Origin of the sequence: Actinophytocola gossypii (genome assembly GCF_025165815.1) — a bacterium.
Lineage (GTDB): Bacteria > Actinomycetota > Actinomycetes > Mycobacteriales > Pseudonocardiaceae > Actinophytocola > Actinophytocola gossypii.
The window spans coordinates 88,804-101,889 of sequence record NZ_JAFFZE010000002.1 but is presented as its reverse complement, the minus strand read 5'-3'; the positions used below and the strand labels follow the sequence as shown (position 1 = coordinate 101,889).

General features: G+C 72.7%; 16 protein-coding genes. 10 read left to right on the top strand and 6 right to left on the bottom strand.

The genetic code is table 11. The features are described 5' to 3' along the window. Positions 1 to 197: 197 nt before the first annotated feature. On the bottom strand, positions 198 to 1,325 hold the full coding sequence (locus tag JT362_RS00800) for a coiled-coil domain-containing protein (RefSeq protein ID WP_260189012.1): 1,128 nt from the start codon (positions 1,323 to 1,325) through the stop codon (positions 198 to 200). Between the two features lie 859 nt (positions 1,326 to 2,184). Here JT362_RS00800 and JT362_RS00795 point away from each other — a divergent pair. Beyond that, positions 2,185 to 3,099 carry a tyrosine-type recombinase/integrase gene (locus tag JT362_RS00795; RefSeq protein ID WP_260189011.1) on the top strand — a complete coding sequence of 305 codons (915 nt, stop codon included), beginning with the start codon at positions 2,185 to 2,187 and terminating at the stop codon, positions 3,097 to 3,099. On the opposite strand, the gene JT362_RS00790 is transcribed toward JT362_RS00795, so the two are convergent. Further along, the gene (locus JT362_RS00790) at positions 3,089 to 3,445 is read right to left on the bottom strand and encodes a RidA family protein (RefSeq protein ID WP_260189010.1); all 357 of its coding nucleotides are present in this window, start codon (positions 3,443 to 3,445) and stop codon (positions 3,089 to 3,091) included. The two genes, JT362_RS00795 and JT362_RS00790, sit on opposite strands and share 11 nt — an antisense overlap. A 63-nt stretch (positions 3,446 to 3,508) precedes the next feature. Here JT362_RS00790 and JT362_RS00785 point away from each other — a divergent pair, with 63 nt between their 5' ends. From JT362_RS00785 to JT362_RS00765, 5 genes are all read left to right on the top strand, one after another. Continuing rightward, positions 3,509 to 4,069: a sigma-70 family RNA polymerase sigma factor gene (locus tag JT362_RS00785; protein ID WP_260189009.1), complete on the top strand. Its 561-nt coding sequence runs from the start codon at positions 3,509 to 3,511 to the stop codon at positions 4,067 to 4,069. After that, complete coding sequence (locus JT362_RS00780; RefSeq protein WP_260189008.1) at positions 4,066 to 4,890, top strand: hypothetical protein; 825 nt, start codon at positions 4,066 to 4,068, stop codon at positions 4,888 to 4,890. Before JT362_RS00785 ends, JT362_RS00780 begins: the two co-directional genes overlap by 4 nt. A 294-nt stretch (positions 4,891 to 5,184) precedes the next feature. Beyond that, positions 5,185 to 5,778, top strand: a complete 594-nt coding sequence (locus JT362_RS00775; protein WP_260189007.1) for a dihydrofolate reductase family protein — start codon at positions 5,185 to 5,187, stop codon at positions 5,776 to 5,778. Continuing rightward, entirely contained in the window at positions 5,775 to 6,116 is a 342-nt protein-coding gene (locus tag JT362_RS00770; protein ID WP_260189006.1) for a YciI family protein, read from the top strand. Before JT362_RS00775 ends, JT362_RS00770 begins: the two co-directional genes overlap by 4 nt. Beyond that, a complete protein-coding gene (locus JT362_RS00765) occupies positions 6,113 to 7,312 on the top strand; it encodes an RNA polymerase sigma factor (protein WP_260189005.1) in 1,200 nt (399 codons plus the stop codon). The genes JT362_RS00770 and JT362_RS00765 overlap by 4 nt, the downstream gene beginning before the upstream one ends. A gap of 4 nt (positions 7,313 to 7,316) precedes the next feature. Here the strand turns inward: JT362_RS00765 and JT362_RS00760 are convergent, their stop codons facing one another. After that, complete coding sequence (locus tag JT362_RS00760; protein ID WP_260189004.1) at positions 7,317 to 8,594, bottom strand: glucarate dehydratase family protein; 1,278 nt, start codon at positions 8,592 to 8,594, stop codon at positions 7,317 to 7,319. Next, the gene (locus JT362_RS00755) at positions 8,584 to 9,717 is read right to left on the bottom strand and encodes an acyltransferase family protein (RefSeq protein WP_260189003.1); all 1,134 of its coding nucleotides are present in this window, start codon (positions 9,715 to 9,717) and stop codon (positions 8,584 to 8,586) included. Before JT362_RS00755 ends, JT362_RS00760 begins: the two co-directional genes overlap by 11 nt. Positions 9,718 to 9,871: 154 nt before the next feature. On the opposite strand from JT362_RS00755, the gene JT362_RS00750 reads away from it, so the two are divergent. Together JT362_RS00750 and JT362_RS00745 are read left to right on the top strand one after the other, a co-directional pair. Then, entirely contained in the window at positions 9,872 to 10,429 is a 558-nt protein-coding gene (locus JT362_RS00750) for an EF-hand domain-containing protein (RefSeq protein ID WP_260189002.1), read from the top strand. 10 nt (positions 10,430 to 10,439) lie between these two features. After that, on the top strand, positions 10,440 to 10,799 hold the full coding sequence (locus tag JT362_RS00745) for a VOC family protein (protein ID WP_260189001.1): 360 nt from the start codon (positions 10,440 to 10,442) through the stop codon (positions 10,797 to 10,799). Here the strand turns inward: JT362_RS00745 and JT362_RS00740 are convergent. Beyond that, complete coding sequence (locus tag JT362_RS00740) at positions 10,796 to 11,401, bottom strand: flavodoxin family protein (RefSeq protein ID WP_260189000.1); 606 nt, start codon at positions 11,399 to 11,401, stop codon at positions 10,796 to 10,798. The two genes, JT362_RS00745 and JT362_RS00740, sit on opposite strands and share 4 nt — an antisense overlap. Before the next feature lie 99 nt (positions 11,402 to 11,500). Here JT362_RS00740 and JT362_RS00735 point away from each other — a divergent pair, with 99 nt between their 5' ends. Together JT362_RS00735 and JT362_RS00730 are read left to right on the top strand one after the other, a co-directional pair. Next, a complete protein-coding gene (locus tag JT362_RS00735; protein WP_260188999.1) occupies positions 11,501 to 11,920 on the top strand; it encodes a phage holin family protein in 420 nt (139 codons plus the stop codon). Continuing rightward, complete coding sequence (locus JT362_RS00730; RefSeq protein ID WP_260188998.1) at positions 11,917 to 12,255, top strand: DUF3618 domain-containing protein; 339 nt, start codon at positions 11,917 to 11,919, stop codon at positions 12,253 to 12,255. The genes JT362_RS00735 and JT362_RS00730 overlap by 4 nt, the downstream gene beginning before the upstream one ends. Positions 12,256 to 12,261: 6 nt before the next feature. Here JT362_RS00730 and JT362_RS00725 read toward each other — a convergent pair whose 3' ends face one another. Then, positions 12,262 to 13,071, bottom strand: a complete 810-nt coding sequence (locus tag JT362_RS00725) for a hypothetical protein (RefSeq protein WP_260188997.1) — start codon at positions 13,069 to 13,071, stop codon at positions 12,262 to 12,264. Positions 13,072 to 13,086 lie beyond the last annotated feature (15 nt).

The window sequence follows — 13,086 nt, the reverse complement described above, 5'->3', positions numbered from 1 at the left end:
GGGGGCGGGCTGCGGGTGGGTCGGTTGCGGGGGCCCGCCGGCACCGGGGTAACCGTCGGCCAAAGACAGCGTGGACCCGGGTCTGCGCCGTCGCGTACCCGTCCATGACACAGGCCCGGTATCTGCCCGGCATCCCTTGCGCCCCGCCGTGCCCCGCGACGGGGTGAACCGGTGCTCGCCGTTCGCCGTGGTGGGGTTCAGCCGGGGTCGAGCAGGGTGGTCAGTAGGCGGGTGCGGAGGTCCTCGTCCGGCGCCGGGTCGAGGAGGGCCTCGCGGAGCCGGGTGGTGTGGCGGGCGAGTTCGGCGGCGTGCCGGGCGGCGGCGTCGGCGAGTCGCTGGTCGTGGGCGGCTTGTTGGGTGCGGAGCTGGGTGGCGAGGTCACGGGTGTGGTCGGTGGCGGCGGCCAGCTCGTCGCGGAGGCGTTCGGTGTCGGCGCGGGCGGCGGCCAGTTCGGCGGTGCGGGTGGCGAGGGTGGCGGTGGCGTCGTTGAGGGCGCGGATCGCCTCGTCGGCCCGGTGGCGTTCGTCGTCGGCGCGGGCATCGGCGGCGATGGTGCGCGTGTCGGCGGCCTCGGCGCGGGACCGTTCGTCGGCGGCCCGGGACCGTTCTTCGGTGGCGCGTTGTTCGGCCGCGTCGGCCCGGGCGCCTTCCTGGGTGGCGCGTTGTTCGGCGGCGTCGGCCCTGGCCCGTTCCTGTTCGGCCTGACGGATGGCGTCCTCGGCGCGGGTGCGTTCGGTGGCGGCGATGCCTTCGGCGCGGGCGGTGGCGAGGTCGGCCTGACGGGCGGTGTCGCGGGCGGCCCGCGCGTCGGCGACGGCCTGGTCGCGGGCGGCGACGTGCCGGCGTAGGTCGGCCTTGGCTTCGGCGATGGTGTCGGCGGCCTTGGCCTCGGCGGCTTCCGCCGCGAGGCGGGCGGCGTGTGCGTCGGCTTCGGCGGCTTCGCGGAGTCCCTGGTCGGTGGCGGCGGCCGTTTCGGCGCGGTCGGCGCGGTCGGCGGCGGCCCGTACCTCTTCGGCCAGGGCGCCTCGCAGGGCGGTGGCGAGGTCCAGCACCTCCCGGACCGGTTCGGCGAGCCGGCCGGCGGCGTCGACGAACGCTGCGGTGGCCTCGGTGATGGTCCCGGTGTGGGGGGTGCCGTCGGTGCCGAGCGCTTCGGTGAGGGCGTCCTGGGCGGCGGCCAGTTGTTTGCAGGTCTTGCCGCCGGGCCAGGCGCGGTCGGGGCAGTAGGCGTACGGGCGGCCGCCTTTCGGGCCCGGGCCGGGCAGCGGGGCTCGGCACCTGCTGAATCCGCAGAGTCCTGACGTTTCGACCTGCACTTCAATCATGATCACTATCGTACTAGACAGTTATATTTCCCATAACCGAGGTTGTGCTTACACAACACGCAAGTGTTCTTAGCTACAGAACTGTGCTTTTGTAGCTAAGATGGTTGGCATGAGGATGGAGGGCCGGAACGCACCGGCGATCGCCGGTGACCAGGGGCCATGGCCGGGTGTCGCGGAGCCACACCGGCTGCTGGACGAGATCACCGACTGGCTCAGTGGCTATGGCAACGCCGGCACTCGACGGACCTATGCGGAAGGGCTCGGTCTACCGACGAGCCTCGCCGACCTTCGCGAGTGGATCACCGCTCCGGTTGAGCGTGGGGCGGAGACTGGAGTCCCAGAGAGCGGACGTCCATACGCCGCACGACCAGGCGCCGGGTCAGGAGCCGGGCGGCCAGGACCTGAGCATCGAGAGACCTGGCGAGGGGGAACAGGACAGCAGGAGGCCACGCACGGGGAAACTGGACGCTGGTACAGCGGGCACCGGGACAGCGGGCACCGGGAGGCCGGGCGCCGGGAGACTCGGCAAGCAGAAGCTGGGCGCCGAGAATCCGGGCCGTCGGCAACCGGGCACCGTGAGGCTGGGCACCGTGAGGCTGGGCAGTGGGTGGCCGGGCAGTGGGTGGCCGGGGAGGTCGAGACCGCGTGGGTCGAGGCTGTCGGTCGGTACGCGGTGCTGCTCGGTGCCGTCCCCGCGGCCGCGTCGACAGGCATGTCCGGTGGGGCTTCGTGGTCACCGGCGTGGCGGGTGGGGAACGGTGACGTGTCGCCGGGCGGTGCCACTTCGTCCGGTGGTTCGTCCGGTGGTTCATCGAGTGGGTCGTCCGCGGGTGGAGTGCCGGGCGGGGTGTCGGCTGGGGTGCGCACTCCTCCCCCGGCCGCGCGTGGGCGGTTCCGGGCTCTGCACTGGTTCCGCTGGTGTGCGAACCGGGGCATCGACCCGCTTGCCGCGACCTCTGCCCACGTCAAGGCCTGGCTCGCCGACCTCGACACCGCCGGGGCCGCGCCGGCCACCCGGGATCGCATGCTCGCCACGGTGAAGGCGCTCTACACGCACCTCGCCGACGTCGGGCTCGCGGCGGGGAACCCGGCGGCGTTGAACCGGCGCCGGCTGGGGCTCGCCACCCCTGCCGGCAACACCACGGGCACCGTCGTGCTCACTACCGCGCAGGTTCGTGCGCTGTTCACGGCGGCGGCGCGGGCTCGGCGGGGGGCGAGCCTGGTGGACACCGCCCGCGCGGCGGCGGTGGTCGGGTTGTTCACGCTGGGGCTGCGGGTCGGGGAGCTCTGCGACCTCGACCGGGGCGACCTGCATGTGACTCGTGGTCGTCGGGCGTTGCGGGTGCGCGGTAAGGGCGGGAAGACCCGGGTGGTGTACCTGCACGAATCCGCCGAGCGGGCGTTGCTCGACTATCTGCGGATTCGGGACAGCGGCGGCACCACGGAGACCAGGCCGGCCAAGCCCGACCCGAACGGCCCGCTGCTGGTGACCCGAACCGGCGGGCGGTACCGCCGGCAGGCTGTCTGGCAACTGCTGCGCCGGCTCGCGACCGCCGCCGGCGAGCCCTTGCGGGACGTCGCCGGGGCGATGCACCCGCACGCTCTGCGGCACTTCTACGTCACCACCGCCGTCGAGGCTGGGGCGCAGCTCGTGCACGTCCAGGCCGACGTCGGGCACACCAGCGTCGACACCACCGAGCAGGTCTACAACAACGCCGCCCGCGATCCCGGTCGCAGCGCGGTCGACCTGGTCGGGGACGCCCTCAGGACGTGACCGGGACCCGCGCGACCGCGTCCAGCTCCACCTCGCACCCGTACGGCAGCTCCGCCACACCGACCACGGTGCGCGCGGGCCTCGGTTCCGGCCACAGGTCCAGGAACTGCTCGTTCGCGGCGTCCCGCAGGCCGATGTCGGTGACGAAGTAGGTCAGCTTCACCACGTCGTCGAGGGTCGCGCCGACGTGCGCCATCCGCTCCCTGAGGCTGTCCACGGCGGCGTCCATGGCCGCGCGCCCACCGGTGACCACGGTGCCGTCGGCGCGCACAGGTAGCGACCCGGACACGAACACCAACCCGCCGGCGACCACCGCGGGACTGTACGGATGTTTGGGATCGTTCACGTCCGACACGGTAACCCGGTCGGTCGGCACCCGCGGACGGCGACACCTCGTTACGCTGCCGGTGTGACGCTCGACAATGAGCTCGCGACGCGGGCCAGGCGCGGTGAGGCGCGGGCCGCCGCCGAGCTGCTCGCCCGCATCCGCCCCGGCGTGCTCCGCTACTGCTGGGCGCACCTGCGCTCCCTCGGCCGCGGGGACGTCTCCCCCGACGACGTCGCCCAGGACATCTGCCTGGCCGTGTTCGAGGCGCTGCCCCGCTACCAGGACCGCGGGCTGCCGTTCACCGCGTTCGTGTACCGGATCGCGGCGAACAAGGTCGCGGACGCGCACCGGGCGCCGGCGTTCCGGCCGATCGACTGCGTGCCGGAACGCGCCGACGACGGCGGGTTCGACCCGGCCGAGCAGGCGGTCCTCGCCGACCTGTCGCGTCGGCTGCTGCCGCTGCTCAACGATCTCACCGACGCCCAGCGCGAGATCATCGTGTTGCGGGTGGCGGCCGGGCTGTCCGCGGAGGAGACCGGCGCGGTGCTCGGCAAGTCCGCGGCCGCGGTGCGGATGGCGCAGTCCAGGGCGCTGGCCCGGCTGCGGGAGTGGGCGCGCGCCGTCGACGGGGTGATCGCATGAGTGTCCGCGGGCCCTTCGGCGACTCCCGGTGGGAGGACGACGAGCTGTTGGACCGGATCGGCCGCGGCGAGCACGGCGACCTCCAGGCCGAGGGTGAGGTGGCGCGGATGCTGGCCGGCTGGCGGGCCGGCATGCCCACGGCGGGCGCCACCGACGAGCGGCTGCTGAACGCGGTCACCGCGGCCGTCGCCCGCCCGCCGCGGCGTCGGCGGTCGACGAAGGTGACGGCGGTCGCGGCCGCGGCGGCCGTGCTCGCCGCGGGCGGGGTCACGGTCGCGGCCGCGCAGGCCCGACCGGGCAGCCCGCTGTGGCCGGTCACCGAGGTGGTGTTCGCCGGGCGGGCGGAGTCCAGGGCCGCGGTCGAGGACGCCGACGACGTGCTCGCCGACGCCCGCACCGCCGTCGACCAGGGCCGCATCCCGGAGGCCACCCGGCTGCTCGACCGCGCGGACGAGTACGCGGCCAAGGTCGACGAGCCCGCCGCCGCGGACCGGCTCCGAGACGACATCGAGTCGATCCGCGACCTGCTCCGCCAGGACAGCGCGCAGACCCGCTCGCACGCGACCCCGCAGCACGCCCCGGCATCGGAAGCCACCCCGGAACCGACGACCGAACCCGTCGAGACCGGGGAACCGACCGAGAAGCTGGCGCCGATCCCGGACACGTCCATCGACACGCCGGCGGACCTGCCACCCAGGTCCGGGCCGGAGCTGCCGGTCGACCCGGGAACCGTGACCGACCGGCAACGGTCCGGCAAGCCGGTCGACCTCCCCGGCCGCGGTGAACCACTGGACCGGATCACTCGCGGGGCGCCCCGTTGACCCGAAAGGGTTAACGGCCTCACCCGGTTGCCGGAACTTTCGGCCGCACCCGTTGCGGACAGCAGGCCCCGGAAGATCCACGTGCGTCCGGCGACCTGGTGACTCCCCCCGCACCGGAGAGCCGGCTGTCGAGCCGCGCGTCCCCATTGCCCCGGCGGGACGGGCTCGACGCCGTGGTGTCCTTCCCGGCCCCCTCCCGGGAAGGACACCACATCTTTTTTCGGCGGACCTGTCGATCCCGGCGCCGGCCGTTCGTGTGAAGGGCGGAACACCCCGCACGAAAGGGAATCGACAGTGAGCAGGATCGTGACCGTGAACAGCGTCTCGCTCGACGGCGTGATGCAGGCACCGGGCCGCCCGGACGAGGACCCCCGCGACGGGTTCGGCCACGGCGGCTGGGCGGTGCCCTACAGCGACGAGACCATCGCCAGGACGATGGGCCCCAGGATGGCCGAGACCGGGTCGCTGCTGCTGGGGCGACGCACCTACGAGGACTTCCACGGCTACTGGCCGCACCAGCCTGCCGACAACCCGTACGTGCCGCTGCTCAACGAGACCATGAAGTACGTCGCCTCCACCACCCTCACCGAGCCGCTGCCGTGGCGGAACTCCACCCTGCTCGCCGGTGACCTCCCCCGCGCGGTCACCGCGCTGAAGGAACGACCCGGCAAGGACATCGTCGTGCTGGGCAGCGGTGACCTGCTGCGCACGCTGATGCGCCACGACCTGGTCGACGAGTACGTGCTGCTCATCCACCCGCTGGTGTTCGGCAGCGGGCGGCGGCTGCTCGGCGACGGTGTCCCACCGGCCCGGTTGCGGCTGGTCGATAGCGTGACGACGGGCACCGGCGTGGTGCTCGCCACCTACCGGCGGGAGGTGACCGGATGACCCAGTACCTGTTGAGCATCTACCAGCCCGACGGCGACCCACCGCCCCCGGAGGTCCTCGACCCGCTGATGCGTGAGCTGGACCGGCTGAACGACGACCTGCGGGCCGAGGACGCGTGGGTGTTCGGCGCGGGACTGCACCCGCCGCACACCGCGACGGTGCTGCGCGCCGCGGACGACGGGGTACTCACCACGGACGGGCCGTTCGTGGAGGGCAGGGAACACCTCGGCGGGTTCACCGTCATCGAGGCCGCCGACCTGGACGAGGCGCTGCGGTGGGGACGTCGACTCGCCGAGGTCACCACGCTCCCGATCGAGGTGCGGCCGCTCCACGGATGACCGAGATCGAGCGGGTGTTCCGGGCCGAGCACGGGCGTGCGGTGGCCGTCCTGGCCCGCGTGTTCGGCGACCTCGACATCGCCGAGGAGGCGGTCCAGGACGCGTTCGCCGAGGCGCTGCGGCGCTGGCCGGAGACAGGGGTGCCGCCGAGCCCGGCCGGATGGATCATCACCACCGCCCGCAACCGGGCGATCGACCGGGTGCGGCGCGAGTCGAGACGCGCCGGCCGGCACGCGGAGGCGGCGCTGCTGCACGCACCCACCGGCCCCGAGGACGAAGACGATGCGGTGCCCGACGTGGTTCCCGATGACCGGCTGCGGCTCGTGTTCACCTGCTGTCATCCGGCGCTCGCGCCGCAGGCGCGGGTCGCGTTGACGTTGCGGCTGCTGGGCGGGTTGACCACCGCGGAGATCGCCCGGGCGTTCCTGGTGCCGGAGCCGACCATGGCGCAGCGGCTGGTGCGGGCGAAGGCGAAGATCCGGGCCGCGCGGATACCCTACCGGGTGCCGCGCGCTGCGGACCTGCCCGAGCGGGTGCGGGCGGTGCTGGCCGTCGTGTACCTGATCTTCACCGAGGGCCACAGCGCGGTGCGGGCGGACCTGTGCGCGGAGGCGGTGCGGCTGGGCAGGCTGCTGGTGGCGCTGCTGCCGGACGAACCGGAGGCGTGGGGCCTGCTGGCGTTGATGCTGCTGACCGAGTCGCGGCGGGCGACCCGCACCGGGCCGGGCGGGGAGTTGGTGCTGCTCGCCGACCAGGACCGCGCCCGGTGGGACCGCCGGCTGATCGTGGAGGGGCAGACGATCGTGCGGGCGTGCCTGCGCCGCGACCGGCCGGGCCCGTACCAGGTGCAGGCGGCGATCAACGCCGTGCACAGCGACGCCCGCACCGCCGCCGACACCGACTGGGCGCAGATCGTGCGGCTGTACGACCAGCTGTACGCGCTGACCCCGACACCGGTGGTGGCGGTGCACCGGGCGGTGGCGGTGGCCGAGACAGCGGGCCCGGCCGCGGCCCTGGACGCGATCGAGGGCCTGGACCTGGCCGGATATCCCCCGTTCCACGCCGCGCGCGCGGACCTGCTGCGGCGGCTGGGTCGCCGCGCGGACGCGGTCGCGGAGTACCGGGCGGCGGCGTCGGCGACGACGAACCCCGCGGAGCGGGCGTTCCTGGAGTCCAGGGCGGCGGACCTGACCTGACCCGCTACCAGCGGGGTGGGGTGGGGTCGAAGTGCGGATGGTGGCGGCGGTAGTAGGCGGTGTCGTCGCGGGCGGTGATCCCGCAGGTCAGGTACTGCTCGTGCAGGCGGGCGAGCGCGTCGCGGTCCAGGTCGACACCGAGACCGGGCGCGGTGGGCACGGTGACCGCGCCGCCGGTGAACCGGAGCGTGCCGGGCTGGACGATGTCGACGACGTCGTCGGCGGGGTCCTTCCACGGCCAGTGCGTGTCGCACGCGTAGGTCAGGTTCGGGGTGGCGGCGGCGAGGTGGGTCATCGCGGCGAGGCTGATGCCGAGGTGGGAGTTGGAGTGCATGGACAGCCCCAGCCCGAACGTCTCGCACGTCGACGCGAGCGCCCTGGACCGGCCGAGGCCGCCCCAGAAGTGGTGGTCGGACAGCACGACCCGCACCGCGTCGGCGGCGACCGCGGGGCGGAGGTGGTCGAACGCGACCACGCACATGTTCGTGGCCAGCGGCATCGGCACCGCACGCGCCACCCGCGCCATGCCGTCGATGCCGGCGACGGGATCCTCCAGGTACTCGAGGATCCCGTCGAGGTCGGCGCCGACCCGGACCGCGGTGGGCACCGACCAGGCGGCGTTGGGGTCGATCCGCAGCGGGTGGCCGGGGAACTCGGCGCGCAGCGCGCGGATCGCCGCGACCTCCTCCTCCGGAGGGAACACACCGGCCTTGAGCTTGATCGCGGTGAACCCGTACTCGTCGACCATCCACCTGGCCTGCGCGACGATCGCGTCCGGGTCCAGCGCCGCGCCCCACCGGTCGTGGTCGGAACCGGGGTGGCCGGGCCATTTGTAGAACAGGTAGGCGCTGTAGTCGACGCGGTCCCGGACGGCACCGCCGAGCAGGTCGGTGACCGGGCGGCCGAGCGCGCGGCCCTGGATGTCCAGACACGCCACCTCGAACGGCGACAGCACCCGGTCGGCGGTACTGGCGGCGACCATGCCACTGGTGCCGTCCCCACCCGCGGAGTCGTCGCGCAGGGCACCGACGCGGCGGGCCAGTTCGTGGGTGTGCCACACGTCGACCCCGACGATCGAGTCGGCGGCACGACGCAGCCGGGTCAGGTGGGTGGCGTCACCGTAGGTCTCGCCGAGGCCGGTGATCCCGCTGTCGGCGACGACCTCGACGATCGCACGCAGCGCGAACGGCTGGTGCACGCCCACCGCGTTGAGCAGCGGCGGGTCCCGGAACGCCACCGGCGTGATCCGCACCTCCCGGACACGATCCCCGTCACTGGGCATGGCGGGGTGCCCTCGCCGGTTCCGACCGCGACACCAGCCGCCAGGCCAGCCAGAACGACCCCACCAACGACACCGCCGCGACCAGCGGCGCCTTCACCTCGGCCGGCGCGGCGATCGGCCGCATCGCGAGCGCCAGCAGGATCAGCACCGGCCCCTGGATGACGAACGCCGGGAACGCGGCCCGCGCGCAACCCTCAGCGAACTTCCCGTCCTGGGTGAGGTGCCGCTGCGCGAGCCCGAGCAGCCACAACGACCCGGACACCACCAGGATCCCCTCGACCAACGCCGTCGCGGCCGCCTGCCAGGTCCAGCCGCCGAGGAACGGGCCGAGGTCGGCGGCCAGGTCGGTGATCCCGACCGCGATCCCCAGGATCGGCACCGCGCAGATCGTGATCACCGCCACCGTCGTCGCGCGCCTGCGGATCCGTTCCGGGACCTCGGCGGCCCAGCCGTGCCGGGCACAGATCAGGCCCAGCACGAACATGAACACGCACTGCGGCCACTGCCACAGGTGCAGGTCGAACACCTGCCCGCTCTTGGCCGGGAACCACAGCCGCACCAGGAACGAGGTGACCGCGATCCCGAGCGCGAGCACCACCAGCAGCCCCATCCCCGGCTCCACCGCGTCCTCGTCCGGCGGCGACACGGTCCGCCACACCGCGTACACCACGGAGAAGATCAGCAACACGAACGCGAACCACAACGACCCGGCGTCGAACAGCGGAGTGCGGTGGGTCATCACCCACCAGATCGAACCGTCGTGCCCGGCCGCGCGGTACGCGAGCCACATGGTCAGCGGCCACACCACGAACGCCGACGCCGCCCACGGCAACCCCAGCCGGTACAGCCGGTCGACGCTGAACCGCCGTAGCCCCTTGCGCCGCAGCGAACCCGGCGTGAACAGCCCGGCGAGGAAGAAGAACCCGCCGATGACGAACAGCCCGGACGGTCCGATGAGCGCGGCGAGCACGAGCTCGACACCGGGCGCGAACGACACCTCGTTGATCTCGTCGTAGGGCCACCCGCCGACCGCGGTGTAGCCGAGCAGGGCATGCGCCCCGATGACCCAGGCCACCAACGCCGTCTTCACGTTGTCGACCTGCGGGAGTCTGCTTCCGTTCACGTTCGCAGCCTCGCCGACGGTGCCCGATCTTGTCCAGACGCCGAGCCGCACCGACTTCACCTGATCGTGTCGGTTCGTGACCCGACTGGCCAATTGTGCCCGTCGCGTCGCTCGGTGAGGCTGGACGCGTTGCGCCCCACCGAAAGGATGAGCCGTGGCGAGTGAGTTGCAGCGACGGAAGGTCACCCGGGTGTTCCGGGCCATGGACGTCAACGGCGACGGGCTGCTGGAGGAAGCCGACTTCGCCGCGCTCACCGAGCGGTGGGCCGGAGTCCGCGGCGCCACACCCGGATCGGCCGACCACAACCGCCTCACCGACATCATGATGGGCTGGTGGCGGACCCTGCTCGCCACCAGCCACCACGGCCCACGCGACACCGTCACCCTCGACGACGTACTCGCGGTCGTCGACCGGCTCGGCGAGCTGCGGCAGCCCGTCGCGGCCACCGCGATGACGATGTTCGAGGCGATCGACGAGGACGCCGACGGGATGATCTCCGCGCCGGAGTACCGGCGCCTCATCGAGAGCTGGAGCGGCCGCCGCACCGACACCGACGAGGTGTTCCCGCTGCTGGACGGCGACGGCGACGGCTACCTTTCCCGCGCCGAGTTCACCGAGCTGTGGACGGAGTTCTGGGCGGGCGACGACCAGGACTCGCCCGGCACCTGGGTGTTCGGCCGGTTCGAACCACCCGCGACGGTGAACGGGTAGCGTCGACGACATGGTCAGCCGTGTGCTCGCCGTCACCGTGGACTGCCGGGACACCGCCGGAATGGTCGCGTTCTGGTGCGCCGCGCTCGGCTACACCGAGACAGCCAGGTGGCGCGACGCCCGCGACGTCGAATACGTGGAGATCGGCCGCGACGGCGAACCGCCCCTGCTGTTCCAGCCGGTCGACGACCCGAAAACCGGCAAGAACCGGCTGCACCTCGACCTCGCACCCACCACCGGCACCCAGGCCGAGGAAGTCGAGCGGCTCACCGGGCTCGGCGCCCGCGTGGTGTCCGACGAACCGGAGTTCCCCTGGGTCGTGCTGACCGACCCGCAGGGCAACGAGTTCTGCGTACTACCGCCCCGCTAGTCCCCCGCGCGGCGAGGTCCGCGGTTGAGCGCGGACGCCACCCGATGCAGATTGCGGCCCATCAGCCCCGCCGTCTGCTCCGCCCAGTCGTGCCCGTGGTCGGTGTCGGTGTAGTTCGGCCCCGGCCCTGGACCCATGTTCCAGTACACCCACGCCTGCCCGGGAATCGTGTACCCCACATCGACCAACGCGCCACTCACCTCGCTGATCACATGATGCGCGCCGTCCTCGTTACCCGTCACCACCACCCCGGCCACCCGGTCGTAGGCCACCGGCCGGTCGTCGTCACCGGTCTCGGACAACATGGCGTCCATCCGCTCCAGGACACGCTGCGCCACCGACGACGGCCGACCCAACCACGTCGGCGTCGCGATGATCAGGATCTCCGACTCGAGCAGCTGGCCGTGGATCGTGGGCCAGTAGTCGGTGGGATCACCCAGGTCGGTCTGCACCCCAGGAGCGATCGTGTGGTCGACGATACGGACCGTGTCGACGGTGACGTCGTGGTTCCGCAACTCGGTGGCGACGATGTCGGCGAGCAGCTGGGTGTTCGACCGCTCCGGCGACTTCTTCAGGCTGCAGTTCAGGATCAACGCTCGCATAGGGGAGGCATAGCCGCGCCACCCCACCCCAAACAGCGGTTCTCCCGCCGGTTTTCGTGCTGGTCGCCATGGGTAGCCCCCGCACAAGGAGGAACACCGATGAGCTCGATAACCGACGTCGGCGCCGACGAGCCGAGCGGGCAGAAGTCGACCGCCGAACTCGTGCACGACCTGACCAACCAGTTCAGCCACCTCGCCCGCACCGAGATCCGGCTCGCCGTACGCGAAGTGCAACACAAGGCCAAACACGCCGGCATCGGCGCCGCCGGATTCGGCGCGGCCGGCGTCCTCGCGCACTTCGGCCTCGGCGTACTGCTCGCCGGCCTCGTACTGCTGCTCGCCATGGCACTGCCCGCCTGGATCGCCGCGATGATCGTCGCCGGCGCCGTGTTCGTCGCCGCCGGAATCGCCGCGCTCGTCGGCCGCCAGCAGCTCCGCAAGGGCGCACCGATGCCCTCGGACGCCGTGGACAGCGCCAAGGAGGACGTGCACACCGTCAAGGAGGCGGCGAAACGATGACCGACCACACCGACCGGATGGTGATGCCCGGCGGCGAGCCGACCGACGAGGACCTTCGCCACGACGTCGAACTGACCCGCGAGGAACTCGCCCACACCGTCGCCGCGCTCGGCGAGAAAGCCGACGTCAAGGGCCGGGTCCGGGCCGAGGCACACCGCCGCGCCGAACACGCCCGCACAAAGGGCGACGAACTGGTCGGCAAACTACCCGACCCCGTCGCCACCAAGGTCGCACCCGCCTGGCACACCGCCTCCCACCGGCCGGCGATCCCACTGGGCACCCTGGCCGCACTGATCGCGGCGCTACTGGTGTGGCTCAAGATCCGCAAACACTGAACCGGGTCAGCGCGCCACCAGCTCGGGGTGCGCGCGCAACCACCGCTTCCCCGCGCGCGCCGCACGCTTGAGCGCCGACCGCTCACCCAGGTAGTCCCCGGCCAACCCCACGACCGGGAGCATCCCCAACGCCTGGTGGTAGAACCGGCCGTGCGGCCGCTTCTCCAACTCCTCGTACACCGCGAACAGCATGCGGCCCTGCCGCCACAACCACCGCGCCGCCTGCTTCAACCCCAGCCGCCCGGACGACACCCGCTCCGCCGACCGCGCCGACTCCGCAGCCGACTCCGCACCGGTCAACCGCGCCACCTCAGCGGCATCGGCGGCGTCACCGGCCGCACCGCCCGGACCGGCCGCGACCACCGGATCCAACTCCCGGTCGAACAACACCGACGCCAGCAGCCGCACCTGCGCCCCCCGGTCCACCACACCATGCTCGGTCGCGATCGCGCACAACAGCAAACCCTGCCCAGCCGACCCCAACACGTCCTGCAACGGCAACCGGTCACCCAACGCCCCGGCCAGCCCGGTGACCGACGCAGCCAACGCCGTCACCCGACCCACCCGGCTCACCCACCAGTGCGTCCGCTCGTCCACATCCAACCGCGACCACCGCGCCGAACCCGGCCACCGCACCTGCTCCAACCGCGCCCGCACCCGAGCCAACACCCCGTGATCGATCTCGCCGTCGTCACCAGCGACGTCCAGGTCGACAGGCTCGTCACCGTCCCGCAACCGACCCAACACCGGCGCACAACCAGCCACGAACCGCCGCAACACCGCCGCGACCCGCTCATCCCCGATCGCCTCACCCACGACACCAACGGTGGC